Source organism: Cytobacillus oceanisediminis, assembly GCF_022811925.1.
GTDB lineage: Bacteria > Bacillota > Bacilli > Bacillales > Cytobacillaceae > Cytobacillus > Cytobacillus oceanisediminis_D.
Genome location: NZ_CP065511.1, coordinates 871913 through 896996, shown reverse-complemented (window position 1 = coordinate 896996; position 25084 = coordinate 871913). Strand labels below are relative to the sequence as shown.

General features: G+C 39.6%; 24 protein-coding genes and 1 pseudogene. 5 read left to right on the top strand and 20 right to left on the bottom strand.

All coding sequences use genetic code 11. The features are described from left to right. Positions 1-24: 24 nt before the first annotated feature. Positions 25-1029: a DUF3231 family protein gene (locus IRB79_RS04695; protein ID WP_243507005.1), complete on the top strand. Its 1005-nt coding sequence runs from the start codon at positions 25-27 to the stop codon at positions 1027-1029. Between the two features lie 96 nt (positions 1030-1125). On the opposite strand, the gene IRB79_RS04690 is transcribed toward IRB79_RS04695, so the two are convergent. The 9 genes and pseudogenes from IRB79_RS04690 to IRB79_RS04650 all read right to left on the bottom strand — a co-directional run bounded on the left by IRB79_RS04690 (position 1126) and on the right by IRB79_RS04650 (position 9033). Continuing rightward, a complete protein-coding gene (locus IRB79_RS04690) occupies positions 1126-1701 on the bottom strand; it encodes a glycine-rich domain-containing protein (protein ID WP_243507004.1) in 576 nt (191 codons plus the stop codon). Positions 1702-1764: 63 nt separating this feature from the next. Further along, positions 1765-1986, bottom strand: a complete 222-nt coding sequence (locus tag IRB79_RS04685; protein WP_243507003.1) for a hypothetical protein — start codon at positions 1984-1986, stop codon at positions 1765-1767. Positions 1987-2114: 128 nt separating this feature from the next. Beyond that, positions 2115-2495: pseudogene (locus IRB79_RS04680) on the bottom strand (enoyl-CoA hydratase). 103 nt (positions 2496-2598) lie between these two features. Beyond that, positions 2599-3564, bottom strand: coding sequence for an MBL fold metallo-hydrolase (locus tag IRB79_RS04675; protein WP_243507002.1), 966 nt, complete (start codon positions 3562-3564; stop codon positions 2599-2601). A gap of 25 nt (positions 3565-3589) precedes the next feature. Then, positions 3590-4366, bottom strand: coding sequence for a helix-turn-helix transcriptional regulator (locus IRB79_RS04670; RefSeq protein WP_243507001.1), 777 nt, complete (start codon positions 4364-4366; stop codon positions 3590-3592). A gap of 24 nt (positions 4367-4390) precedes the next feature. Beyond that, positions 4391-4966, bottom strand: a complete 576-nt coding sequence (locus IRB79_RS04665; protein WP_243507000.1) for a LysE family translocator — start codon at positions 4964-4966, stop codon at positions 4391-4393. A gap of 826 nt (positions 4967-5792) precedes the next feature. Further along, the gene (locus IRB79_RS04660) at positions 5793-6029 is read right to left on the bottom strand and encodes a twin-arginine translocase TatA/TatE family subunit (RefSeq protein WP_243506999.1); all 237 of its coding nucleotides are present in this window, start codon (positions 6027-6029) and stop codon (positions 5793-5795) included. Positions 6030-6101: 72 nt separating this feature from the next. Continuing rightward, positions 6102-7544, bottom strand: a complete 1443-nt coding sequence (locus tag IRB79_RS04655) for an alkaline phosphatase PhoX (protein ID WP_243506998.1) — start codon at positions 7542-7544, stop codon at positions 6102-6104. A 448-nt stretch (positions 7545-7992) separates the two neighbouring features. Further along, positions 7993-9033 (bottom strand): NAD(P)-dependent alcohol dehydrogenase, encoded by a 1041-nt coding sequence (locus IRB79_RS04650; RefSeq protein ID WP_243506997.1) that lies wholly within the window; start codon positions 9031-9033, stop codon positions 7993-7995. A gap of 246 nt (positions 9034-9279) precedes the next feature. Here IRB79_RS04650 and IRB79_RS04645 point away from each other — a divergent pair, with 246 nt between their 5' ends. After that, positions 9280-9690, top strand: a complete 411-nt coding sequence (locus tag IRB79_RS04645; RefSeq protein WP_243506996.1) for a MerR family transcriptional regulator — start codon at positions 9280-9282, stop codon at positions 9688-9690. Between the two features lie 339 nt (positions 9691-10029). Here the strand turns inward: IRB79_RS04645 and IRB79_RS04640 are convergent, their stop codons facing one another. From IRB79_RS04640 to IRB79_RS04625, 4 genes are all read right to left on the bottom strand, one after another. Then, the gene (locus tag IRB79_RS04640) at positions 10030-11649 is read right to left on the bottom strand and encodes a metal ABC transporter solute-binding protein, Zn/Mn family (RefSeq protein ID WP_243506995.1); all 1620 of its coding nucleotides are present in this window, start codon (positions 11647-11649) and stop codon (positions 10030-10032) included. A gap of 154 nt (positions 11650-11803) precedes the next feature. After that, positions 11804-12283 carry a GNAT family N-acetyltransferase gene (locus IRB79_RS04635; RefSeq protein ID WP_243506994.1) on the bottom strand — a complete coding sequence of 160 codons (480 nt, stop codon included), beginning with the start codon at positions 12281-12283 and terminating at the stop codon, positions 11804-11806. 101 nt (positions 12284-12384) lie between these two features. Continuing rightward, positions 12385-12918 carry a GNAT family N-acetyltransferase gene (locus tag IRB79_RS04630; RefSeq protein ID WP_243506992.1) on the bottom strand — a complete coding sequence of 178 codons (534 nt, stop codon included), beginning with the start codon at positions 12916-12918 and terminating at the stop codon, positions 12385-12387. 32 nt (positions 12919-12950) lie between these two features. Further along, the gene (locus IRB79_RS04625; RefSeq protein WP_243506990.1) at positions 12951-13610 is read right to left on the bottom strand and encodes an RNA polymerase sigma factor; all 660 of its coding nucleotides are present in this window, start codon (positions 13608-13610) and stop codon (positions 12951-12953) included. 91 nt (positions 13611-13701) lie between these two features. Here IRB79_RS04625 and IRB79_RS04620 point away from each other — a divergent pair, with 91 nt between their 5' ends. The 3 genes from IRB79_RS04620 (at position 13702) to IRB79_RS04610 (ending at position 16750) form a co-directional block, all read left to right on the top strand. Then, a complete protein-coding gene (locus tag IRB79_RS04620) occupies positions 13702-14112 on the top strand; it encodes a VOC family protein (RefSeq protein ID WP_243506989.1) in 411 nt (136 codons plus the stop codon). A 212-nt stretch (positions 14113-14324) separates the two neighbouring features. Then, positions 14325-15104: an ABC transporter ATP-binding protein gene (locus IRB79_RS04615; RefSeq protein ID WP_243509226.1), complete on the top strand. Its 780-nt coding sequence runs from the start codon at positions 14325-14327 to the stop codon at positions 15102-15104. Between the two features lie 2 nt (positions 15105-15106). Beyond that, positions 15107-16750 carry a hypothetical protein gene (locus IRB79_RS04610; protein WP_243506987.1) on the top strand — a complete coding sequence of 548 codons (1644 nt, stop codon included), beginning with the start codon at positions 15107-15109 and terminating at the stop codon, positions 16748-16750. Between the two features lie 405 nt (positions 16751-17155). Here IRB79_RS04610 and modA read toward each other — a convergent pair whose 3' ends face one another. The 7 genes from modA to IRB79_RS04575 all read right to left on the bottom strand — a co-directional run bounded on the left by modA (position 17156) and on the right by IRB79_RS04575 (position 24713). After that, positions 17156-17965 (bottom strand): molybdate ABC transporter substrate-binding protein, encoded by an 810-nt coding sequence (gene modA / locus IRB79_RS04605; RefSeq protein WP_243506985.1) that lies wholly within the window; start codon positions 17963-17965, stop codon positions 17156-17158. A 104-nt stretch (positions 17966-18069) separates the two neighbouring features. Further along, a complete protein-coding gene (locus IRB79_RS04600) occupies positions 18070-18912 on the bottom strand; it encodes a MurR/RpiR family transcriptional regulator (RefSeq protein ID WP_243506983.1) in 843 nt (280 codons plus the stop codon). 13 nt (positions 18913-18925) lie between these two features. After that, positions 18926-19834, bottom strand: coding sequence for an ROK family protein (locus IRB79_RS04595; RefSeq protein WP_243506982.1), 909 nt, complete (start codon positions 19832-19834; stop codon positions 18926-18928). A gap of 88 nt (positions 19835-19922) precedes the next feature. Beyond that, a complete protein-coding gene (locus tag IRB79_RS04590) occupies positions 19923-21614 on the bottom strand; it encodes an FAD-binding protein (RefSeq protein ID WP_243506980.1) in 1692 nt (563 codons plus the stop codon). A 12-nt stretch (positions 21615-21626) separates the two neighbouring features. Further along, positions 21627-23126 carry a sodium:solute symporter family protein gene (locus IRB79_RS04585; protein ID WP_243506978.1) on the bottom strand — a complete coding sequence of 500 codons (1500 nt, stop codon included), beginning with the start codon at positions 23124-23126 and terminating at the stop codon, positions 21627-21629. Between the two features lie 14 nt (positions 23127-23140). Continuing rightward, positions 23141-24007: an N-acetylneuraminate lyase gene (locus IRB79_RS04580; protein WP_243506977.1), complete on the bottom strand. Its 867-nt coding sequence runs from the start codon at positions 24005-24007 to the stop codon at positions 23141-23143. Positions 24008-24035: 28 nt separating this feature from the next. Continuing rightward, complete coding sequence (locus IRB79_RS04575; protein WP_243506975.1) at positions 24036-24713, bottom strand: N-acetylmannosamine-6-phosphate 2-epimerase; 678 nt, start codon at positions 24711-24713, stop codon at positions 24036-24038. Positions 24714-25084 lie beyond the last annotated feature (371 nt).

Genomic DNA, 25084 nt, shown 5'->3' with positions numbered 1-25084 from the left:
AAAATACTAAAGAGGTGAGAACAATTGGAAAATGAAAATTTAAAGCTTACATCTTCCGAAATAGGAACACTATGGGGGGAGTATGTAAACGGAACAATGACCGAAATCGTAAATAGGTATATGATCTCCATTATAGAAGACGAAGAAATAAAACAAGTTTTTGATATAGCTATTAAGACAGGGGAAAAGCAAAAGAAGCAGCTTGTTTCCTTCATTGAGAAGGATGGATTTCCAGTTCCCATTGGGTTTACAGTGTCCGACCTCAATAAAGGTGCAGGGAGATTGTTTTCAGACACATTCTGCCTGAATTATTTACATATTATGACTATACATGGTTTGTTGGGTCATACAACCGCTTTATGTGTTTCAGTCAGAAAGGACATACGGGAGTTTTACAACTCGTGTGTTGATGACGCAAAAGGCATGTACGATTTAACCATTGAGCTGCTGCTGAAGAAAGGAGTTTTTCAAAGAGATCCCTATTTTTATCCTAACGAGAGCCCTGAACTTATTACTGCAACAGATTTTACTGATGGATTTTTCGGAAAAGGGAGACTTTTATCTTCCACAGAAATAATCAGTATTTCTCTTAACATTAAAAAGGGCATTATGGCAAAAGCTCTTTCAATCGGATTCAGTCAAGTCACAGAATTAAAAGAAGTAAGAAAGTTTTTTGAGGAATTAGAAAAAACTGCCGATGAAAACCTGCAGGCTCTTTCAAAAATTTTGCACAAAGATAATTTGCCAGTCCCAATGTCGTGGGAATCAGAGATTACAACGTCAAAAGACTCTCCTTTTTCTGATAAATTAATGTTGTATCATATGGGTTTCCTGGCTCAAACTGCACAAGTATATTACGGGACAGGTCTAGCTGGAGCCATGCGAACAGACCTGGCCTTAGCTTATGAAAAAGCCATTCTAAAAACCTTGGGAATCACCAGAAAATGGTTCGGTATTATGGTGAAAAACAAGTGGTTAGAACAGCAGCCACTTGCTCCCAATAGAAAAGAACTTGCAAAAGATAAATAAGTTATACCCTCATTTGTGTGAGGGGTGTTCCCCCCGTCAATGTCTTACCGGCTGCTGAGCCGAGCTGGCTTTTTCGACCAGCTCGGCTCTTCTTTATTAATCTCCACCCCCGCCGCAGCTTGAGCAGGAGCTGCCCGACCCGCAGCTTGTACAGCTTGATGAAATCTTGCTGCTGATTTTCATGTAACCGGAAAAATCATCATAATGAAAATACGACACAGATAAAAAAGGAACGAGCATTGCGTTATAGTTTTGCTGATTTTTTCTTTTTCTCATCATTTCTTGTATGGCGTCTTTTTCGTAATTTTTTACTTTCTTTGCTGTTTTTTTCATGACAGAAATGAGCGAGAGCACAGTAGCCATATATTGGCTATCACTCTTAAAATAGAGCTCTATTAGTTCATTTTCCGGCAAACACTTAAACTCATCAATTATATTTGGAGGTACAGGGAATCTGTAAAATCCCTTATAAAGATGGATATTTTCCTTTCTTATGAAAAAGAGCTCACCATACACCCAATCAAAAAATCCGCGCAAATCAGGTTCAGGCGACTTTTTTAGATTTGGACTGTGACGAAGAGTGCTTCCTAAATATTCTTTTGAAAAGTCATCATACTCACGGGTAAACATGAGCATCTGATGCCACAGATCATCGACTTTTTCGCTGAACATAAGTGACTCTTTTAAAAGAGAAGTCAAAATAAAGTAGCGTTTTAAATCCAGCAGACGCCAGCTTTACTCATTTTCTTTTAGCTTAATTTCTTTCATTACCCTCTCTTCTACGTTTCCCATATAACTTTTACTAAGGGACTTCTCCAGGTGATCACTTAACTTTTTCAACCCTTTAATTGGTTTTATGTCTAATGATTTTGGAGATAAACCAAATTTAAATGAGAGCTTTTTGCGCAAAAATAAAATAAACCAAATAACCACTGCAAGCAGGAGTAACCAGACCATGTAATCCCCCCTTCTTTAATACTATTACGAAATCCATTTTCAGAAGTTCCATATTTTGCAATATTAATATTGTTTAGCACAAAAAGAAAAAGCTGCCTTACTCGGCAGCTGCTCAATATATGCACCATTTAAGATAATATCACACCCGCAAAATTCCCTCTTAGTACTTGTTTCTCATTCTGGTTCGTACAAAGGAAAGAGGCGGCAATGGCCATTCTATTATGATCTTGCTCTTCATATTTATCGATCGTTACTTCACATATGATTGTATCTCCTGTAAAGACAGGTCTCAAAAACTAAAAATTCATCGTACGGGCCAACACGTTTGCGTCTCCGCCCACTTTGGTTGGCAGAGTGGCCGTTAATAATCCTTGGACTACAAGCCTCCCCTGTTCATCCGGGGTTATATGGTGAATTCCTTCATCACCTGATATTTCTGTAAATAATTCAACATCCCTTTTTGTAAAAGTCCGTTCAAATGTAATCATGTCCCCAACTTTTAATGGCATAAAAAGCTCCCTCCCGAAAGTTAAACAATATATCAATTAATCACTGAATATTACAATAATTGAAGATGGTATTCAACTTATTAGCCCAGTTTCCACTTGCTGTTTATGTATCGAATTTCCAATCTTTTGGCTTTATATCCTTATTCACCCATTCCTTTTGCGGTGCCTGGTATGGGGTGTTGGCGACCAAATGATTATTGTGCCAGCTTGCTGCTCCGGAACGAATCATTTCATCGAGCAGGACTGGAATAAATTCTTCAGGCTGCAGCTGGAAAGAATAGCGCGCAAAATCCTGGAACCATCCGCACTTTAGCAGGTAGTCGCTGATCTCTTCTTTGGCCAATCCATCTTTCATGATTAAGGTGAATGAAAAAATCCGCTTGCAGGCATGCCATGACACTTTTTCTGGTGCCTTAAGCCACTTTTCAAACCGTCTCTTTGCTGTATCAATGGCAGCCAGAGGATTCTCGATTTGAGGCCCATGTCCTGAATAGGCCTGCCCGATCCGGAGTCCCGACAGCCGTTCCAGACTTTCCATCGATCGCTGGATTGATGAAACACCCTCCCGAAAGATATTCAACCATCCGATATCATTTTGGTGAAAAAGATCCCCGCAAATTAATACCTCTTCTTCAGGTCCATACAAAGAAATATGCCCTAAAGTATGTCCAGGTGTATGCAGGACTTTAAAGGTTCTGCTTCCTGTCTGAATTTCATCTTTATCTGAAAGTTTAGTATCGACTCGATAAGGTTCTACAGGCTGATCCAGCCATTCTGCACTGCAGGCTTCGGGATCACAGGAGTTAATTAATTCCGCTTCCCATCTATGAGCAGCAATCCTAACATCATAATTTTTTTGAAAATGAAAATTGCCTCCCACATGGTCGCTATGATAGTGCGTGTTTACAATAAGTTGTATTTCTTCCGGTGAAACACCTGCTTCTTTCATTAATTGCTCAGTTTCTTTGATATCACTTCCAAATCCAGTATCAATAAGGATTGGAAGTTCATCCTTGATCAGAACCATATTCGCACTTGGAAACTTTCTTTCAAAGAAAATAATATTCAAAGCTTCGCCTCCTAAAATTTCAACCTCAATTTAAATGTGACATATATTCAAATGCTGTCGTCCCATAAACGCTTTTAAAATGCTTATTTAAGTGAGTTAAATCAACAAAACCACATTCAGTAACGGCTGCATAGATGTCTTTATTCTTTTCTATTACCTGCTTGGCGCGTTCGATCTTGCAGTTAAGAAAATACTGGTACGGTGATATTCCAGTATGAGCCTTAAATAATCTGATGAACTGGAATTTTGATAGATTCAGCTCTTTACATATGTCGTCCAGTTTAAGCACATTCCCCAAGCTTGCATGAACCATATCCTTCGCTTTTCTAATTAGAGCATTATCTTTCTTATCATATGATGAAAGTTTAGTATGAATGAGATGATCTGTGAGGGATAAAAGCAATTCACTGCATAATGCTTCATCTTTTTCGCTTAATATGGCATGAGAAAGACTCAATATTTTTTGTTCAAGCCGATCATCATACACAACGGGATTTGAAAAACGGACGATATCCTTTGTCCCGCTGACCTCTGAAATCAGCTGGGGGTCAATATATAACATCACATAGTCAAGACCGGTCTCATCATGCGCCATTCCGTCATGTGCCTGTTCCGGATTAAAAAGCATAACGCCATTGGGATAGGATAATTGCAGACCGCCATCCAGGGTATAGTGCTGAATGCCGCGCAGCGTAACACCTATTGCATATTCCGCGTGAGCATGCTTTTTATACGCAAATTCAGAAATACTTGCTGACAACGCAGTAATCCCTGTCGATTTTTTATAGATAAATTTGTCCATTGGACTCACCCCTTAACAGCATACCTACATCCAGATCATCAAGCCGGAATAAGCTAAAAATATGGCCATTACTATATTTACAATCTTATCATGCTTCTGTAAAAACGCCTTGAAAATGGTACCGAAAAGAACCCATGTAATAAATGCTAAAAATCCAATAAACGTGATGGCGAGAACACTCAGTGTCACAGCCGGCACTTCCGTATAATACGGCATGATGAAGCTGGGAATGACAGTCATTGTAAATAAAACGACCTTTGGATTTAAAAACTGCATCAGGAAGCCCGACATAAAGGTGCCATTTTGGTTTACAGCTGGCTTTGAAGTATCCGCTTTGAATATTTGATAAGCGAGATAGAATATATAAAAGCTTCCGATTAACTGCATAACGATTAATATTTTTGGTATGACCTCCATAAGGATCGTATTCAGCATAGCTGAAATCATAAGCAGCAGGCCAAAAGCAATCGTTGCTCCATACGTATATTCCATCGCCTTTTTCGTCCCAATATTATGGACAGTGGATAATATGACGATATTCGTCGGGCCTGGCGTAAACGTAACAATAAAACAATATACTAAAAAAGATGTAATATTCATGAAGAAAACTCCTTTCAGGGTATTCTCACATAAATATACATCTTAGGATTAAGCGGCTTATAGTATATAATTGCAGAATTAAATTTACGGTGAAGCCATTCGTAATTTACTATTTTTTTTGATTGATACAACTTGTAAAGGGAGCTGGTCAGCTGAGTAAAAAGTACCCCAACTTTGGTGAATACCACTGCCAGCACGACCATATTTATGAAAGAGATGCCCCTATTTTAGAGAAATTGGGATATAAAATCCGGTCTAATCCTCTATTGGAAGGGCATTGAATCGCACCTTCAAGAGTATGTCGCACTCTCTGATAGCCAATGTAAAACTTGTTCCTGGCCTATATGGAGTTTGTGAAGAAGGCAGTTAAGAGATACTTGAAGGGAAGAGACTAAGGGAAGTTAAATAAGTCCTGCCTTTTCTTTTTTTCATACTGCCAGAAAACTGACTAAAACTAAGTTTCTCCATCGAATATTGAAATGATTTTGATTACATATCGTATAGGTCTTTAAAAAAAATTAAAGGCTGTCCATAAAAGACCGTAACTTAACGATCTTCTGGGACAGCCTCCATTACTTTTGCTATCTTCTTTCCTGGTTTGGAGCAAAGACGGCAGGTGAAGCACTTATTGCAATGAATCTCTTTTACTGAATTCTCCTTGCTTTCTTCCGTTAATTTGAGTGGACTAGTGGCAGTCATTAAAGAACTCCCTTTCTATTGGGCACAGGTTGAAATTTTTCAATTCATTTCATAAACAGGGAGGAAGATGACTCTATCCCCCTCCCTGTTCTTTTAAAAAAGCGAGAATTCCGGTAAATAGCAGACTTTAATTCACAGTCTTGCTTTCCTTTGTCTCTACTGCCTTTAGATAGGTTTTCTCTTTCACATTTTTTGTTTCTTCATTCTCTTCAGCACCATTTACTAAGTCACGGGTCGCTCTCTTGAATTCCTTCAACGTATTGCCAAAAGCTCGTCCAATTTCCGGAAGCTTTGAAGGTCCAAAAATAATTAACGCAATCACCAGGATTAAAATGAGCCCGGGTATCCCGATATTCTGCAGCATCCTGCACCTCCGTAATCTGGATGGCATTTACCATCCAGAAAATTTCCATTAAAATTCATATAAATTTAGCAGTTATAGAATAGGCATTCCATGACGCTCTAATGCAGCTGCTTCCAGGATGCTCATTCCTTGCTCTTCGGCAAGTGATGCGACTTTGCCGGACACAATCGGGCCGAGGCCGGCAGGCGGAGCAGCATGTCCCATGGCTCTTTGGCGGGCAGAGTTTCGCCTTGCAAATGGTCCCCAAATCGCAAATGTGATACCTGGGGTTTGAATATTTACAAAGAACGTATTTCCATCAGGGGAGAATGCCGGTCCGGCAAATTCAGAGCCATTCAATGTGTTCTCAGCAAAGGTATACACATTTCCCTCAGGTGTCAGGCCAATGATTCTGTCATTCCCGCCGCCATCTTCAGCAATCCAAAGGTCACCCCAGGGACTCATACAAATATTGTCTGGCATTTCCAAATCGTTTTTATCAGTGGATTCATAAAAAAGTTCTAATGTATTTGTAGCAGGAAAGTAGCGGTAAACACGGCCAAGTCTGCCATCCCCGGCACTCGTATCGTCAAACCAGAACACACCAGCAGAAAAGAACGCACCTTCTAAGCGGCTAAACTGAATACAGCCTTTGTCTTTGGCATCCTGCTGTGCGCGTTCAGGATTGATTTCCTTCCACACGACGCCAAATTTTTGTCCTTTTTCAAACGAACTTGCTTTAGATGCCGGAAGTTCATCGATTGCCAATGCCTCCAATTTTCCTCCTTTTTGAAGGGAGCCGAGAGTCTGGGTACGGTCATTTGGAGTAAACCGATATAGGAAGCTTGGACTCGCATCTTCTGTCAGATACCATATCCCTGTCGCAGGATCGACTGCACAGGCTTCATGAGAGAAGTAACCCATATCACGGATTGGGGTTTTCGACATTTCGTTTTCCGGATCAAGCGGATTGACTTCAAAAACAAAGCCATGTCCCAATTCCCGTGTCTCTTCACATGTTAACCAAGTCCCCCAGGTTGTGGAGCCGCCGGCACAGTTGCGGATTGTACCAGAACTTGTCACATACTCCTGAATAACCTCTCTGTTCGAACCAACGACTATTGTGGTTGTACCTCCCGCAGCACCTTTGCTCCAAGGATTTTTTCCGTTTACAGGGTATTGAGAATTTGTGCTGTTTTCATGATTGCGTACAAGAATGGTCGTGTTTTTCTCGCCTCTATAAGCAGCCATTCCATCAAGCATTGCAGGCACGAGGTCACCGTTTGACATTTTATCGCCCGTTTTGGATATAATTTTGTAATGGAACCCTTTAGGAAGATCTAATATTCCGTTTGGATCTTTTACTAATGGGCCATATCCGCCAAAACCACTAGTTGGATTGTTCCCTGGTGCTGCAGCCAATGTCTTTGTTATGCCGCCTAAAGAATAGACACCCGACGCTCCTAATGCAACTGCTAACGTACCTGCTCCTCCAGCTTTTAAAAAGTCCCGCCTGTTCATGCCGCTATTGCTCAATCTAATCCGCCTCCTGATAAATAATTGGATGACTTATGATCCTTTGCTGCCGTGTCCACTATTCATAAGTTATCAGATTATTCTTAAATGAATATTAAATATATGTAAGGCTTTAGTAAAAACCATTTTACAAATATCGATTAATTTTTCATTGATGAACTGGTTAGGTTCTTGAATTAGGCGTTAAAAAGATTCTCATTTTCATAGATTCAGGATCTAATTAAAAAGACTTGTAAATAAAAAGAACAGCAAAACTTTGACCTGCTTTTCGTCAGCACTTTATTCATATGGAATCTATCTGTACTTTGGGGCTGCAATGATTTGCCTGGGGAGTATTGGAGAATGGCTTCAATACTATAAGCTATTTTTGTACGATCATTCGAAAAAAAAGTGTCTTGAAAGCCAGCCTTTCAAGACACCTTACAATGATTAACTTATCATTCACATATCACATTGTGCTGATATCAATCACAAATCGATACTTCACATCTGAAGCTAAAACTCGTTCGTAAGCTTCATCTATTTGATCAGCTGTAATGACTTCAATCTTTGGAGCGATGTTATGTTTTGCACAGAAATCCAGCATTTCCTGCGTCTCACGGATGCCTCCAATCATAGAACCCGCAAAGGAACGGCGATGGCCTATGAGTGAGAACACATTGACTGACAATGGCTCTGCTGGAGCACCAACGTTAACCAATGTTCCGTCAAGCGTGAGCAGTGAGAAGTAAGCATCTATGTCGATCTTTGCACTTACCGTGTTAATAATTAAGTCAAACGTTCCGGCAAGTTTTTTGAAAGTTTCCGGGTCGTTTGTGGCAAAGTAATGATCTGCTCCGAATTGCAGGCCGTCTTCTTTTTTATTCAATGTTTGCGAAATGACTGTTACTTCTGCACCCATGGCATGTGCAATTTTGACAGCCATATGGCCAAGGCCGCCCATACCGACAACCGCTACTTTCTTTCCCGGCCCAGCTTCCCAATGATTTAGCGGCGAATAAGTAGTAATGCCCGCGCAAAGCAGTGGTGCTGCAGCGTCAAGCCCAATGCTATCAGGAATTCTGAGTACGAATTCTTCCTGTACTACAATGTGCGTAGAATACCCGCCTTGAGTTGGTTCACCGTATTTGTCAACACCTGCGTAGGTTTGAATATTTCCCTTGAAGCAGTATTGTTCTTCTCCTTTACGGCAGTTATCACATTCTCCGCAGGAGTCAACCATACATCCGACCCCAACCCGGTCACCGACCTTGTACTTTGTAACCTCAGCTCCTACTTCCGCAACAATTCCTGCAATCTCATGCCCGGGTACGAGCGGATAGTTCACAGGACCCCACTCCCCATGAGCAGTATGAATGTCAGAATGGCAAATGCCAGCATATTTAATTTCAATCAGTACATCATGCAAATCCAGATCGCGCCTTTTAATTTCAGCCACTCTAAACGGCTTGTCCGGACCGTCAACGGCCCGCGCTTTAGAAGTTATCATGAATAAAACCTCCTGAAGAATTTTTTTAAGAGAATGATAGATTTTAAAAAGAACTCAGTTAAGTTCCCATCGTTTCTCTCTTTTCACCACCATGTTAAGGCTTATAGTTAACTCTAGGTCAAGTGATAAATTTAATTTTTTTAATCCCAATAAAGTGACTTTGACATTTATAAAATACCATGATAATCTCACCTCATACCTTATAGTTAACTCTAGGTCTATATCTATAAGAATAGGAGATAAATAATGAAGACATACACGATCAGTGAAGTGGCAAAGGAATTGAATCTGACAGTATATACCCTCCGCTACTACGACAAAGAAGGTCTGATGCCTTTTGTAGAACGGACCTCCAGCGGAAACCGCTTGTTTAAAGAATCCGACCTTAGCGCTCTAAAAGTAATAGAATGCCTGAAAGCCACCGGAATGCCTATTAAGGAAATAAAAAATTTCATAGACTGGTGTTCTGAAGGGGATGCTACACTGCAGCAAAGATATGACATGTTTCTGGAGCGAAAAGCAAATGTAGAAGCACAAATGGAAGAACTAAGAAAAACAATGGATGTCATCGAGCATAAATGCTTATACTACAAGACTGCACTGGAAGCAGGTACGGAAGATATTCATAAGGAAGATAAAATAGAGATTAATAGCTGACAGAAAGCCGCCTGTATTTTATACAGGCGGCTTTCTTTAACTAAAAAAACCATCTAATAAGTATCACAATACACAATACACAATCCAATCATGTTTTTCTTGATTGCAGAAAAAATAAAAACTGCCGCTATCTGCAATGTTGAAATGGGCCTTTTCATCAGAGCCGGGAACATTCTAGTTTCTTGCCTTACATACTAGATTTTCTTTTTGATTTCATCGTGAAGTTCAAAGCATATTTTTCATTTAATTTGCTATCTTATATTCTGCAGAACCAGTTTCTTCTTTTAGTTTGTAATAACGAATCTCTTAAATCATCATCCTCCTGTTCTGCTCCGTATTTTAATGCTCCATCATTTCAAGGGCAATGTCATGGCCATCCATGTCAGATGGATAGTACGTAGGCCAATGGGTAACTTCATCCAGTAATTTTTCTCGGTCGTCACCCCAATACAGGTGATAGTGACTAGCTTCTGTCGGATAGATACTATGATCACTAAACTGAATATATTGAGGAAGACCTTCATTTTTTGCTTCTAGTTTAAATACATATCTAACCCCTCTATTTCCCGCATCATATGTTAAAATTTCATACCCATCGTAGATATACTCCCCAGAATATTCTTCTCCGTTTTTGAAAAACGTTACCTTATTCCCCTGTATCTGAATTCGTCCAACATTTGTTTGGTATCCTTCACTATAATATTCCTTATATTCTTTAGCTGTCATCTCTCCCCCATGCTCTGCTTTATGAGCAAATACTTCGTCAAGGGTGCCATCTTGAAGATATGGGTATACCGACTGCCAGTCACCTTCCCAGTCGGATAAGGATCGATCCTTCACTTGACTGTTTTCAAAATATCCTTCATAAATTTTTGCTGTTTCTTCATTATGTGAATGAGTATGGCCGTGATCGTGTTCACCCTGCTCATTTGTCTCAGAAGCTCCCTCGGATGAAGGTTTCGATAAAGCTTTTGTCAGTTCCTCTAAGTTGTACTGCATGAGAGTAAAGTAGTCCTCATTATTCTTTATATCTTCTTCTGTTAAAACCGATAAATTGTGTATACGTAAAGCCTCTGCATCAATTTCCTTCCTAACTATGTCTGCCACTTTAGGAGTTATATTCTGTTCAAAAAATACATGCTTCAAACCATGCTTTTCAGCAGTCTTAATGATGTTTTGTACCTCTTTATGTGAGGGTTCGTTAGCAGGGCTCAAGCCGGATACTGCGATTTGCTCGATCCCATAGGTTTTCTCCCAATAGCCATAAGCAGCATGAGATACAATAATTTTATTTTCAGGTAAATTTTCAAGTTGTGCACGGAAGTCCTGGTCTAAGTTTTCGAGCTTTCCTTTCAGCCCCTCAAAGTTTTGGTTAAAAATCTCTTCTTGCTCAGGTTTTAATTCAACTAATAAATCTTTTATATGCTCTGCCAGCTGAATAGAACGAATAGGATCCAGCCAAACGTGAGGATCTTGATCCCCATGATTATGTCCAGCATGTTCATCCTCATGACTGCCTTCTTCTTCATGCTCATGGCCGCCATCCTCTCCTTCATGGGTATGTACATGCTTTTCCAAGTTAATTCCTTTTGATGCTTCAAGTATCTTAACGTCATCAGATTGAATGGTTTCCGAGATTTTGTTTGCATATGATTCTAAACCTGCCCCATTATAAATAAAAGCATCAGATTCAGATATTTTTATCATATCGCTGGTGGTTGGTTCATATGTATGCGAGTCTGATCCCGATGGCAGAATAGACTCCACGGAAGCTTGATCTCCTGCAATTTGTTCAGCAAAAAACTGAAGAGGATATACAGTTGTATAAATCTTTAACTCTTTGCTGGATCCTTTTGGTTCCCTCTCACTTTCAGTGCTGTTTGTAGCTTTTCCTCCACACGCAACTAGCGTTAAGATAACAATAAATAACCTAAGTAAGCCTGCAAATTTTTTTACCAATGTAACTCCCCCTTTACATAGTGAACATTTTATCGTAATGATTACGATTTGTAAATAGTAATCATTACGATTTTTTAGTTATACCCGTTCAACTACTTAGTTTAAAAAGAAAAAAGCTGCTCGATTAGCAGCTAATTTTGTACATAAGTACCCATTAGTTCAATACCTTTATCAATTCAATTTCATCTCTGATCGGAATACCATCATTTCCAATTAAGGGTATCTCGGGTTTTACCTTTCTTGCTCTCTCAACCGCATTATTAATAATTTTGGACAGGATAAATCCTCGTTTCTGATAAAATTTTAATGCTAATAAATTATCGTTTGTTGTTATAAGTTTAACGATTTTACAATTTTTCTTTATAGCATGATTTTCTACCTCTTGAACTAATGATGTACCTATCCCCTTACCTTCTTCCATACTATCTAAGGATATAATTTCGCATTCCTTATCTTTAATTATGTAGGTAATTAAGCCAATGATTTTGTCTTCTTCATTTACAACAGCAATACCATCTAGTGCACTACAATCATAAATTCCACTGGAGGTAACCATTTCTGGGCTTCCCCAATGCAATTTAAAGAATTCTATTATTTTATTTTTCGGTAAATCCTCAACTGCATAAGTTTTCATTTAAAGCCACCTCAAATGTAATAAACTCTTCTTCCCCGTCTGTGCAAATTGAATAAGCCACCTGGCCGGCAAGGTTTCTCATTAATTCTCCTATTTAGAGCCTACCTATTATCTTTTAGAATTGAATATACATAGGTATCGTGTGCTTCTCCATTTTGCTGCATATAATCTCTTAGAATACCCTCTTTTTGAAATCCGGCTCTAGTCAGTAATTTATTAGATGCCTCATTTTCCATAAATACAACTGCCCCAATACGAGTTAGATCCAATTCCTCGAATCCATATTGAATAACTTTCGATACAGCTTCGAAAGTATAGCCTTTTCTCCAATGTTCAGGATGTATTTCATATCCTATTTCTGCCCGCTTATGTTTGAGAGACAATGCATTGAAGCCAACAGTCCCAATTATTCCTTTCTTCCCTTTAAGTTCAATTCCCCAGCGTATTCCTCTTTTCTCCCTGTAGCTATTTGCAAAAAAGTCAACAATTGCTTCAGCCTGTTCCATCCTTTCTAATGTTTCCTGCCCATAGTAACGGGTCACATTGTCATTAGAAAAACAAGCGTATATACTCTCAGCATCTTCTTTCAAGATTTCTCTCAGCATCAATCTTTTAGTCTCTAATGTCGGTATCACTTTTTTCTCCCCTTAACTTCTATAGCTATATACTATCTTGATAATATCTGAAGAATATTTCCATCAGGATCTGATATAAAAATGGCATGGAAACCCTTCTCCCTATTGGTAATCACCTTGAACTGTTCTGTTTGCAGCAGTCGATAATAGTAAAATATCTTTAACGGCTGCTGGTTTTTAACTGCTAATGAAAATTCATTTATTATATTGTCATTGTATGGCTGTTTTTTATTATCTATTGAAGTATTTTTCTTTAATGAAGTTCTTGCTCGGTGAAGGGCTGTTTTAATTGATTCATTACTGACTCTCAGCATTGCGGCGATTTCTTCAGAAGTATATTGGAACACATCTTTTAACGTTATTAGCATAGCCTGACGGAGTGGAAGTGTACTATATAAGATTTCTACTAAACTGTCCCACTCCGTAAAATCCCAACTTTTCTCAAATAACTCATGAGGGTCCACCAACATTTCAGTTTTCTTGCGCTTTTCATCAATAAATATATTTCTGGCAATGGTGTACAAAAAAGTTATGTTAATCACTCTGTCTGGCTCTTTTTCTCTTATTTTGATCAATTTAATCATTGTCTCCTGGGTTAGATCCTCGGCCAGCCATTCTGAGGATGTTAAGGATAAACAATATTTATATAGCCTCAAAGAAATTTCCTCAACAGTTAAAGATTCAATAATCATTTTTCCTCCGAAAAATATTTTCATTTTTTTGTAACTTTTCTTTTATTATACTCGTTTGTATAGGAACAAAAAATAAGGAGTGTGACTTTGCATGTTTAAGGTAGGCAGCATTTTTATTCCGGTTACGGACTTGGAAAGGTCTAAAAAATGGTATGAAGTAAACCTCGGCCTAACGAAAGTAGATGAGTGGCAGGAAAACGGGGCTGATCATGGTGTGGGTTATGTTTTTGAGAATGACACCACAGGTCTTGCTTTAATAAAGGTAGAAAAACCTCAGCCAACGGAATTTACCGTCAAAGGGAAAAGTAAAAATGTCTATTATAATTTCGAAGTAGATAACATCCAGCAAGCTTACGATCGGTTGAAACAAAATGGAGTGGAAACAACAGACATTCATGATTATGGGATTATGAAAGGGTTTGATTTCTTTGACCTTGATGGGAATACCTTCAGTGCAGTAAGCGAAGAAATGAATTCGCCCTATCATAAAGACAATTTGTAAGCTTAAATAGTGGAAGCAGCCAATGGTGTGCTTCCACTAACCTGGCCTTTTAGCCTACGAGGATACCTCCTGCTCCATTAACCATGAATTCTTATACCTTCAGTTTTACATCGCAATTAATAATAAAGGAATTCCCAAATCCCCCTTTAGCAAACAACAAATCTAATGTTACACTAGAATTAATGGAATAATTTAGAAATGGGGTTAAGATGATGGAGGACTTTATATTAGAGATTAGTGATTTGAGAAAGAACTATGGTCCGAAGTCCGTGCTGAATGGTGTATCTTTTCAGGTGAAAAGCGGGGAAATCATCGGGTATATTGGCCCGAACGGTGCTGGAAAAAGCACTACTGTCAAAGTCATGCTTGGCATTGAAGATGACTATTCAGGACAAGTCAAAATCTTTGGCCAGGATATTTCGGATGGAAATATTGAATATAAAAGAAAAATCGGATATGTGCCGGAAATCGCTGATGTATACGATAATTTGACCGGCCAGGAATACTTAACCTTTGTTGGCGAATTGTATGGTCTCGATTCGGACCTCGCCAGTGATAAGGCAAAAAGCCTGATGGAACTATTTGGAACAGGGGAAGTCTACCATTCCCGGATAGCTTCTTATTCAAAAGGAATGCGTCAAAAGCTCCTCATTATCTCGAGCTTACTGCATAATCCGGAACTTCTGTTTTTTGATGAACCCATCAATGGTCTGGATGCAAATAGTGTCATGATATTCAAAGAAATCATGGCACAGCTTGCCGAACAGGGAAAAACGATCTTTTATTCTTCTCATATTATGGATGTGGTCGAAAAAATAAGCAGCCGCATTATTCTCCTGCATGACGGCAGAATTGCTGCAGATGGCACCTTTGAAGAGTTAAGGCAGCAAAATACGGAAGGTTCACTCGAACAGATCTTCAACCAGCTTACGGGATTCAGTGAACATAAGGAACTTGGTGCCAGATTTGTTTCAGTAGTAAGGGAGATGTAGGGATGCAGGACTATCGCACTCTTAAACTATTGGATCGTTTTGAGCGGATTTTCAGCAGCTTTGGCGTAGATTACAAGATAATGAGAACACTCCTGCAAGTAAAGCTAACGATGGATGGACGGCGTGTGCCCACCATTTTCTCGCAGAATGCAAAAAAAGGAAACAAAGAAAAGAACAATCAGTACATAAAGTCTTTATGGATTTACGTATTGTTTGGGCTGTTTTTGATTCCATTTGTGCTTATGGGGGACAATTACCTTTTCCAGATGAGCCTCTTTTATGGGATTTTCACCTTTTTCGTCATGACCTCCATGATTTCCGATTTTTCTTCGGTTTTATTGGATATTCGTGATCGTAACATCCTGTTTCCAAAGCCAGTCGACCGAAAAACGATCAGCACAGCAAAAATGGTGCATGTTACGATTTATCTTTCTTTCCTTACCATTGCGCTTGCGGGAATCCCTTTGATAGTGGGACTAATTAAAAATGGCCTCTTATTTTTCCTTATAGCTGCCGTAAACATCATCCTGATTGACCTTTTGGTTGTTGGTTTAACCGCCCTGATCTATTTATCGATTTTGCGATTTTTTGATGGGGAAAAATTAAAAGATATCATCAACTATGTCCAAATTGGGCTGTCCCTTATGATCATGGTTGGCTATCAATTGCTTATTCGCTCTTTTGAGTTAATTGACTTAACGGTTTCGCTTCAGCCAAAGTGGTGGCAGGTATTCATCTTTCCAATGTGGTTTGGGGCAAATATCGAAATGATGATGAAGGGCACCTTCCAGCCGTTTTATCTCATCTTTTCAGCATTAGGACTCATTGTTCCGATCCTGTCCATCTGGATTTATATGAAATTTACCAGCACCTTCGAGCAAAACCTCCAAAAGCTTGCTTATCATGGAAAAGCCAAAGAAACGAAACGGAGTAAAGCGGGACAATTCCTTCTCAGCATCATTTGCCGCTCACCTGAAGAAAGAGCAGTTTTCAGATTTGCCGGCAGCATGATGAGAAATGAACGGGATTTTAAGCTGAAAGCCTATCCGTCTCTGGGTTTTTCCATCGTGATTCCGTTTATTTTTATCATGAATACTCTTCGTGAAGATTTTGCACAGCTATCTGACAGCAAGTCCTATTTAACGATTTACTTTAGCTTGATCATCATTCCGACCATTATGATTCTTCTAAAGTATTCAGGCAAATATAAGGGTGCCTTTATTTACCGGGTTGCCCCTCTCAAACAGCTAAAGCCGGTGTTCAGGGGTACCATCAAGGCATTTATCTTTAAGTTATATTTGCCAGTTTACTTGCTTCTAAGTGCACTATTCCTTTTCCTATTTGGGGCAAAAATCCTGCCGGATCTTATCGCTGTATTTATCAGTGCCTGTCTATATGCGGTCATTTGTTTTATGGTTCTAAAGAAAGCCCTGCCCTTTTCGGAGTCTTTTAATGAGTACAATCAAAACGGCAATAGTGCCATTATATTCGGATTGATGCTGATTGTGGCATTATTTGCCGGCCTTCATTTTGTCAGCACATTATTGCCATATGGAATCTATCTGTATTTGGGGATAGCGATTATTTACCTGGGTATTTTTTGGAAGCTGGCTTTCAATATTACGTGGGAACAGATTGTTGAATAACCTGCTTGGCGTTTATCAAAGGATGGTCATTTTGATATCGGCTAACCGCATGGCTTCTCCTTGCGGATTTTAATCTGCTTCTTGTTTTAAGCTTTAGCTGCCAATATTGGCGGCTCTTTTTTTGCCTCTTTTTGAACTGTCACCTGATGTTTGTGCGAATTCCAGCTCTCTTGCAATAAAAATAGACATCCCGCAAAAGGATGCCAGCTAATTTAAAATGAATTTTTAAGATTTTATCATCTGGACAAAAACTAGCATGATAAATGAAATTCCTATCATACTCGCTACCTATAACCAGGCATTGCCTGAGTCAATAGCTACATAAATAGCTGTTGGAATCGTTTTTTCCTGGGATATTTCCGGCAAACGTTAGGACTGGTGAACAAAAATCAGCAGCCATTTAACTTATTTAAGGCCTTTAAACCCATACTCTTCAAAAATACTCATTGATTTTTCATTTTGAAGATAATCATAGAATAACTTGGCTTCCTCTGGATGGCTTGTATCTTTAACCACACCCAAAGGATAAATAATGGCATCGTGAGTGTTTTCATCTGCCGTGTCCACAATGTTAACTTTTTCAGATATTAATGCATCCGTTTTATAAACAATTCCAGCATCCACATTATTTGTCTCTACATATGTAAGCACTTGCCGAACATCTTTGGCATACACCACTTTTTGTTCCATGTTTTTCCAAATACCCGTATTTTCTAAAGACTCCTTCGCATATTTCCCTGCAGGAACAGACTCTGGAGTGCCGATAGACACTTTATCTGCTTCAGCAAGATCATTAAACGATTTAATTCCCATTGCTGATTCTTTAGGCACCACCAGAACAAGTTCATTTCCAACTAAATCAATTCCATTCTTTTCTTCAATAAGCCCGTCCTGTACTAATTTATCAAATTTATCCTCTGCAGCTGAAAAGAAAAGATCAACGGGTGCTCCCTGGGAAATTTGCTGCTGAAGTGAGCCTGAAGCTCCAAAGTTAAAGTTTACCAGCACATTCGGATGCTCTTTTTCGAAGCTTGCTTCAATATCCGTTAAGGCATCCTGCAGGCTTGCTGCTGCCGAGATAGTCAATTCCACTTTCTCTTTGGTTCCTTCTTGCTTCTCCTCTCCTGAATTTTTAGTTTGGTCATTATTTGAACATCCAGCCAATGATAAAAAAAGGACCGTTAACGAAAAAAATAACAGGTAACGCTTTTTCATTATATAATCTCCCTTTCCAATTAGTTATAAAAGGAAGGCACAATGGCCTTCCTTTTAATATTTAATACAATTAGAAACAGCAGTAGTTGCTTAAATGAATCCCATTAATACAGCTTATTACTGATATTTTCGGATATCTCCATTTTAACTTTTGAAGCTTGTTCATAGTTTTTCATGGTGATTCCCGTGCAGATAAGATCAATTAAATATAGCTGTGTGATTTTGGCTACTAATGAACCGCTGTCTAACGGGCTTTCCTTTACAGATGTCAGTAAAATATAATCTGCGTATTTTGCCAAAGGGGATTTCACATAGTTTGTTAATACAATCACTGTAGCTTTCTTTTCATTTGCTATTTTGACAGTGTCGACAATATCCTTTGTGCTGCCTGTTAAACTAATCGCAATCACAACGGAATGTTCATCTAAGGAGGTCGCCCTCATCACCTGGAAGTGAGGATCTGTGACGACATCAACATGTTTTCCTATTCTCATTAGGCGATTTTGCATATCAAGCCCGGCAATTCCGGAAGAGCCTATGCCGAAAATCACCACATCCCTGGAACGGACTATTGCCTCGATGCTGTTTTCAAGAGCCTGATTATTCAGCATACTATACGTATCTTCAATGGCATGTACCATATTCGTACGAATGCGTTCAATATAGGTCTCGTCGCCAGCCTGACTGGAATTGCCAGATACCTCTTGGGCCAGCGAAAATTTAAAATCCTGAAAACCTTTAAAGCCCAGCTTTCTGAAAAAACGTAAAACTGTAGCCTCTGCAGCTCCTATCGCCTCAGATAATTCCGTTAATGAATGGTATAAAACCTTGTCCGTATTCGATAAAATATACTCATGTATTCTATGGTCGGATTTAGTAAAGTTGTGTTTATGCTGTTCCATTAATATAGTAGGCTTCAGTCCTGTGATTTTTCTATTCGTTTCCATAGTAACCCCTCAACTAACTTTTCCTGTTCATGTCCAAAAAGTGCTTCGCTGCCCCTAATAAATTAGCTTTGTTTTCATGCGCAGCAATTCTCAAACGAAGCGACTTCCAGTGGTTTGGCATCACTTTCTTTGCTAAAGACGATTGTATCTCTTGCAATAAAAAGTCTCCTTGTGCAGAAATTCCGCCGCCAATCAATACAAGCTCGGGATTAAAAATATGAACAAGGCTTTGAATGCCTGTCGCCACATCATCTGCCCACTGCACAAATAGGTTATAAGCTTCCTTATTGCCCTCTCTGGCAAGCTCGAAAAACTTCTCTAATGGGAGATTCACACCCATTCTTTCCTCCACCTGCTCTGATAGGGCTGAACTGGAAGCATATCTTTCATAACAGCCATTGTTTCCACAGGTGCAGGGCTTCCCGTTTGGGTACAGATTGATATGGCCGATTTCCCCGGCTGAAAAGTTGGCGCCTGTGTATAGCTTACCATTTAAGAATAACGCACCGCCAATCCCCGTGCCAATAGTTACACAGATAAAATCATCTGTATCTTTAGCTGCACCTTGCCAATATTCACCTAAAGCCGTACAATTCACATCGTTTTCAACAGTAACCGGCAGTCCAGTATGTTTTGAAATAAACTCAGCTAGCCGGGTACCCGTGTATCCCGGAATATTATCCGTTGCATGCACCACGGTCCCATTCTGGTTATCAATCTGACCTGCCGAGCTGATGGCAATGCCCTCTACTCTTGCCTGTTTTAACAACACATCACAGATCATCTTCACTTTTTCTACTATAAAAGGGCCGCCCTTATAAGCCTCAGCGGGGATAGAATCAAGGCTAAAAAGCTCTCCTTCGTCTGAAGCGATGCCATATTTTATCGATGTTCCGCCAATATCAATGACTCCAATCTGCATGATTGTGCTCCTCCCTTACAATTGAAAAAAAGAGAAAACCCATATCCAGGTTTTCCCCCTCCACTTATGAGCATTGAAAAGCTACTCCCTATTCATTCAGAAAGCGATACTCCAATGCTCCATCATCTTTCATGGAAATAAACAATCTTTTATTATATTCTTCCCGTTCTTCCGGATAATCCTCACGATAATGTGCGCCCCTGCTTTCTTTTCGTTCCAGCATGGCCTCAAGCAGAATTTGCGAAAGCTTGAAGAAGTTTCGTGCCTTAACTGTCAGCTTTCGGGTCGACTGCTGTTCGAATAATCTTCCTAAGTCAAGCTCTGACTCCAGCTTTCTGATGGTTTCCAATGCTTTCAATAGGCCTTCCTTATTGCGCACGACATTACCATGATACCACATGAGCTTTTTAATCGATTCAATAGCCTGATGAACCTTTTTCTCTTTATCTATAAAAGGACCTTTTCTTTGCCCCTGAACGCCAAACATGCTCTCGATCTGTTTCAAAGCTTCATGTTCAGAGATTTCCGCACGGCTTTGTGTTTCGATATACCTGACACAATCTGCTGCAGCCCTTTTGCCAAATACCATGCAGGCACCAGTCGAATTTCCTCCCAATCGGTTCGCCCCCTCAATATTGCAGGACAGCTCGCCAATGGCATATAATCCGTTCACGCCGGTTCTGCCATATGTGTCAATATAGACTCCTCCATTGCTGGCATGGGCAAATGGGGCAATCCGAATTTCATTTTCCAAAAGATGAATATTTCTCTCTTTCAGCCAATTTAAATAGACCGTGTAGAACTCTTCCTCGTTCTCATATAACCCGGTCCGATATAAAAGCCTGAATCCGCGATCATTTTGATTCGCGATGATGTTTTTCATCATCGCGATATCAAAATACTTCGAATCTAGTGAATGGGTGAACGGACCGTGCGTGCTCCGAATCTTCAGACTTTCCTGCTTCGATAACCCTTCAGGCAGCACAGAGTCAAGTAAGCTGCTTCCTGCTTCATCGACTATATCATCACAATACATTAATGTATGCTCTCCAAAAAGGGTTTTATATTTCGGGGCCGTAATGCCTGGAATGAATTGAATGTACTCCATATTAACAAAACGGGTCCCCGCTTCGATCGCCAGGATATGGCCGGATCCATCCACATCATTGGGATTTAAGTTATGCTGATAAATACTGCCGAAACCGCCTGTTGCCAATATGACAGACTTGCTCTCCACCATAACGAGTTCATTATTTTCATCTAAAAGTATGGCTCCCGCCACACAGTTATCTTTTTTCAGCAAAGTAAGGACTATTGTTTTTTCCATGATAGACAGATTTTCATACGCTGCAAAAATAGTTCTCACATTTTCACGAATCTGATCCCAGTCACTTAATAAATAGATTTCCCGTTCATGTTCAGCGAAACAAGCTTTACGCTCTCCTTCTAACTTTTTCGCCTTCACACCAATCGCCTGATATTCCTTAACACGCTCTGGGATTTCTTTCACATACACCTCAGCCAAATCCTGTCCATGCATGCCATGGCTCAGGCTCTCAATATCCTCAAGAAATACAGATTCGTCTTCTTGATCTTTTGTCACCTGAGTTCCAAGGGAGGCTTTCAGCGGATAAAAGCTTGAACCTGATGCAACCTGCATCTTTGTGACCATCAATACATCTGCCTGTTGATCTGCAAGCTCTTTACTTACTTTTATCCCGGCTAGCCCGCTTCCTGCCACCAAGACATCTGTCTTTATTTTCTTTTTTATTTGAAACATAGTCTCACCATTTTACGCTGGTTTTTTACTATCATAGAATGTCAGATTTTCATCTTCAGCCTTGCTTTTTTGCTTGAATAATAAGCTAAAGACATAACCGAACACGATAGAAGCAATTAAATTAATAATGGAATAGGCCCATAAGGTAATATCAGTAAAGTAAGACACATAGATTGCAACGGCTGCTGTTGCGAAGAAACCACAGATTGCCCCTTTGGCGTTTGCTCTTTTCGTCATGACTCCAAGCGTGAAAGTACCGCCGATAATACCCAATACTAACCCCATTAATCCATTGAACCAGGAATAAGCATCCCCTACATCTGTGTAAATCAGGATTATGGCAAAAGCAATGGAGAAAATCCCTACAATTGTTGATACATTACGCGCCATCTTAGTGCTTTTTTCATCACTCATATTTGGTTTAAGAACTTTCTGAATATCCAATGTCCAGCTTGTCGCCACACTGTTCAAGCCCGTTGAAAGTGTTGATTGTCCCGCAGCGAATAATCCGGCAATCAGTAAGCCTGAAATTCCTGCCGGCAGTTCAGCAACGATAAAGTTGGCAAAAATCAGGTCAGCCTTTCCTTCCGGCATCGCACCTGCCTGCTGTGTATAAAATGTATATAAGGCTGTTCCGATAAAGAAGAACAATGTTGCTGTACCAAGTGACAGAATACCATTTAAATAAGTCATTTTATTCATTTCTTTTAAGTCAGTAGTTGTTAAATAACGCTGAACCATATCCTGACTTGAAATATAAGAGAATGCTGTTGAAATCCCGGCACCAAAAATAAGAAGCAGAACACTATTATTGACAAAGTTCGGATCAAAGAATGGTGTATCCGTAAAGAATTTCCCGTCTTGCGTTCCGACACGGACCACTTCTCCAAATCCGCCATCAATGGAGAACATCAGCATAATGAGGGCAAAAATACCGCCGCCGATTAAGACAATACCCTGGATGAAGTCTGTCCAAAGCACTGATTTAATCCCTCCAAAAGCTGAATAAATGGTTGCCACTACACCCATGAATAATACGATCAGCACGGCATTGATGCCTGTAACAGCCGCTAATGCCAAAGCCGGCAGATACATAATAATGGACATGCGCCCGATTTGATAGACAATAAAAAGCAGACTGCCAATGACGCGCAGCTTTGTATCAAAGCGCCGCTCTAAATATTCGTAAGCTGTATCTAAATTTAACTTCCGATAAACCGGCAGGAAATAATAAATTGCGATTGGCACGGCAATAAATAAACCTAATTGTGCAAACCACAGCTCCCATGATCCTAAATAGGAGTTTCCGGCTAAGGATAAGAATGAAATCGGACTTAATAAGGTTGCGAATAAGCTGACAGATGTCACCCACCACGGAATAGAGCCATCCCCTTTGAAGAACTCTTTTCCCTGCATTTCTTTTTTGGCAACTGCAATCCCTACCCATAGAATGAACAATAGGTAGGCAAATAATATAACGTAATCAATTACAGCAAATGATCCAGTCATCATTTATCCCCCTGATTTTACAGATATTTTTCCGCAATCATTTTCGAACGCTGAACTTTGTCCTCTTCAAGCGCTTTCATCGGCTTCCTGCATACACCTGCATCAACGCCTTGTGTCTTCAGGACCTCTTTAATCGTCTGGTATAAGCCGTTATCTAAAATCTCGCCGATTAAATCATTGGTTACCTTTTGAAGCTTCCTTGCTTCTTCAATTTGGCCTTTTTGTGCCAGTTCAAAAATTTGCTTTGCACGCTGTCCATTTACATTAAACGTACTGCCAATCGCTCCGTCTACATTCAAGACACTTGCCGAAAGCAGCATTTCATCAAATCCGGAGTAAATGAGCTTATCAGGATAAGCATGGCGAAGTCTTTCCAGTAAGAAAAAGTCAGGTGCTGTAAACTTAACGCCGATCACTTTTTCATTTTCAAAAAGCTCTCCAAATTGCTCAAGATTCATGCTAACCCCTGTTAAGGCTGGGATAGAATAGATGATCATTTTGTTGTTAACGCTTTCTAAAATGGTGTAATAATAATCTTTAATCTCCTGGAAATCAAACTTATAGTAGAAAGGTGTTACAGCTGAAATAGCATCATAGCCTAAATCTGTTGCAAATTGTGCTAATTCTACTGCTTCATCAATATTTAATGAACCCACCTGAGCAATCAATTTCACTTGATCTTTAGCTTCATCTTTTACGATTTCAAAGATTTGCTTTTTTTGTGCAGTGGAAATCAGAAAGTTCTCACCTGTACTTCCATTGACATACAAGCCATCCACCTTTGAAATATCGATATTGTAACGGACAATCTCCCTTAATCCCTTTTCGTTCACCTTTCCGTTTTCATCAAATGAACACATTAACGCTGTAAAAATTCCTTTCATCCCGAACACCCTCATTTCTAATTTTTCACTAGTAGTTTTGTATAGCTTTTGCAAATTTCTCAGTAATTAATTTCGGACGTGTAATGGCACTTCCTACAACAACTGCATGAGCTCCTAATTCAATAGCTCTTTTTGCTTTTTCCGGTGTATCCATATTCCCTTCCGCAATAACAGGAACTGTAACATGGGATAGTACTTGTTCCAGTAATTCCAAAGGAACAACTCCTTCCGAATAAGGAGTATATCCCGCTAAAGTGGTTGCCACAATATCAACCCCTGCTTTTTCAGCTGCAATCGCTTCTTCTAATGTAGAAATATCAGCCATAAACAACTGATCTGGGTACCTAGATTTCACTTTTGCAAAAAATCCCTGAAAACTTTTGCCATCCGGACGGATTTGCTTTGTCGCATCAAAAGCAATGATATCTGCACCTTCCTGATACAGGTCATCTACTTCTTTTTCCGTTGCCGTAATATACACACCGCTGCCGGGATAATCCTTTTTGATAATCCCGATGATGGGCAGATCGACTTCCTTCTTGATTGCACGGATATCTTTCACGCTGTTTGCTCTAATTCCGGAAGCCCCGCCTAGCTTTGCTGCAAAAGCCATCTTACTCATAATATAAGAATCATGAAGCGGCTCATCTTCAAGGGCCTGACATGAAACTATTAATCTGCCTTTTATCCTATCTAATACATCCATAATACCTCTCCTACCTGTCATTCCTTTGATGCTTCCAAGACGGCTGTCATCCCTGTTCTCAAGAAAATGATCAGAAAACGTTTTCATATTGTCACTATATCATCGTGATAACAAATTGTCAATTTTATTTTTAAAAATGACAATTTGTTATCACAAGAAATGAAATTCATATTATTATAGAATCGGAGTCCAACAAAAAAATGCAAGATTCCTTTATTTTAAGGAACCTTGCATTCAAACTGTGTCGTGCCATGGTTATTACGTTTCAGGCAGAGGCAGTAAAAAAAGGTGCAATTATTACACAGAAATACGCCGTTTATTGAAAGTCATGGCACTAAAGATAGTTTGCACTCATTGAACTCGAGCCCAGT

Bases quoted from the DNA above. Each gene is read 5' to 3' on its own strand.
- IRB79_RS04650 (WP_243506997.1), bottom strand. From the start codon at position 9,033: ATGATAACTTCTAAAGCGCGGGCCGTTGACGGTCCGGACAAGCCGTTT.
- IRB79_RS04665 (WP_243507000.1), bottom strand. From the start codon at position 4,966: ATGAATATTACATCTTTTTTAGTATATTGTTTTATTGTTACGTTTACG.
- IRB79_RS04685 (WP_243507003.1), bottom strand. From the start codon at position 1,986: ATGGTCTGGTTACTCCTGCTTGCAGTGGTTATTTGGTTTATTTTATTT.
- IRB79_RS04575 (WP_243506975.1), bottom strand. From the start codon at position 24,713: ATGGATGTATTAGATAGGATAAAAGGCAGATTAATAGTTTCATGTCAG.
- IRB79_RS04610 (WP_243506987.1), top strand. From the start codon at position 15,107: ATGCAGGACTATCGCACTCTTAAACTATTGGATCGTTTTGAGCGGATT.
- IRB79_RS04670 (WP_243507001.1), bottom strand. From the start codon at position 4,366: ATGGACAAATTTATCTATAAAAAATCGACAGGGATTACTGCGTTGTCA.
- IRB79_RS04580 (WP_243506977.1), bottom strand. From the start codon at position 24,007: ATGAAAGGAATTTTTACAGCGTTAATGTGTTCATTTGATGAAAACGGA.
- IRB79_RS04595 (WP_243506982.1), bottom strand. From the start codon at position 19,834: ATGCAGATTGGAGTCATTGATATTGGCGGAACATCGATAAAATATGGC.
- IRB79_RS04590 (WP_243506980.1), bottom strand. From the start codon at position 21,614: ATGTTTCAAATAAAAAAGAAAATAAAGACAGATGTCTTGGTGGCAGGA.
- IRB79_RS04645 (WP_243506996.1), top strand. From the start codon at position 9,280: ATGAAGACATACACGATCAGTGAAGTGGCAAAGGAATTGAATCTGACA.
- IRB79_RS04615 (WP_243509226.1), top strand. From the start codon at position 14,325: ATGGAGGACTTTATATTAGAGATTAGTGATTTGAGAAAGAACTATGGT.
- IRB79_RS04660 (WP_243506999.1), bottom strand. From the start codon at position 6,029: ATGCTGCAGAATATCGGGATACCCGGGCTCATTTTAATCCTGGTGATT.
- IRB79_RS04635 (WP_243506994.1), bottom strand. From the start codon at position 12,283: ATGAAAACTTATGCAGTTGAGGATTTACCGAAAAATAAAATAATAGAA.
- IRB79_RS04585 (WP_243506978.1), bottom strand. From the start codon at position 23,126: ATGATGACTGGATCATTTGCTGTAATTGATTACGTTATATTATTTGCC.
- IRB79_RS04690 (WP_243507004.1), bottom strand. From the start codon at position 1,701: ATGTTCAGCGAAAAAGTCGATGATCTGTGGCATCAGATGCTCATGTTT.
- modA (WP_243506985.1), bottom strand. From the start codon at position 17,965: ATGAAAAAGCGTTACCTGTTATTTTTTTCGTTAACGGTCCTTTTTTTA.
- IRB79_RS04600 (WP_243506983.1), bottom strand. From the start codon at position 18,912: ATGGAAACGAATAGAAAAATCACAGGACTGAAGCCTACTATATTAATG.
- IRB79_RS04625 (WP_243506990.1), bottom strand. From the start codon at position 13,610: ATGATTATTGAATCTTTAACTGTTGAGGAAATTTCTTTGAGGCTATAT.
- IRB79_RS04620 (WP_243506989.1), top strand. From the start codon at position 13,702: ATGTTTAAGGTAGGCAGCATTTTTATTCCGGTTACGGACTTGGAAAGG.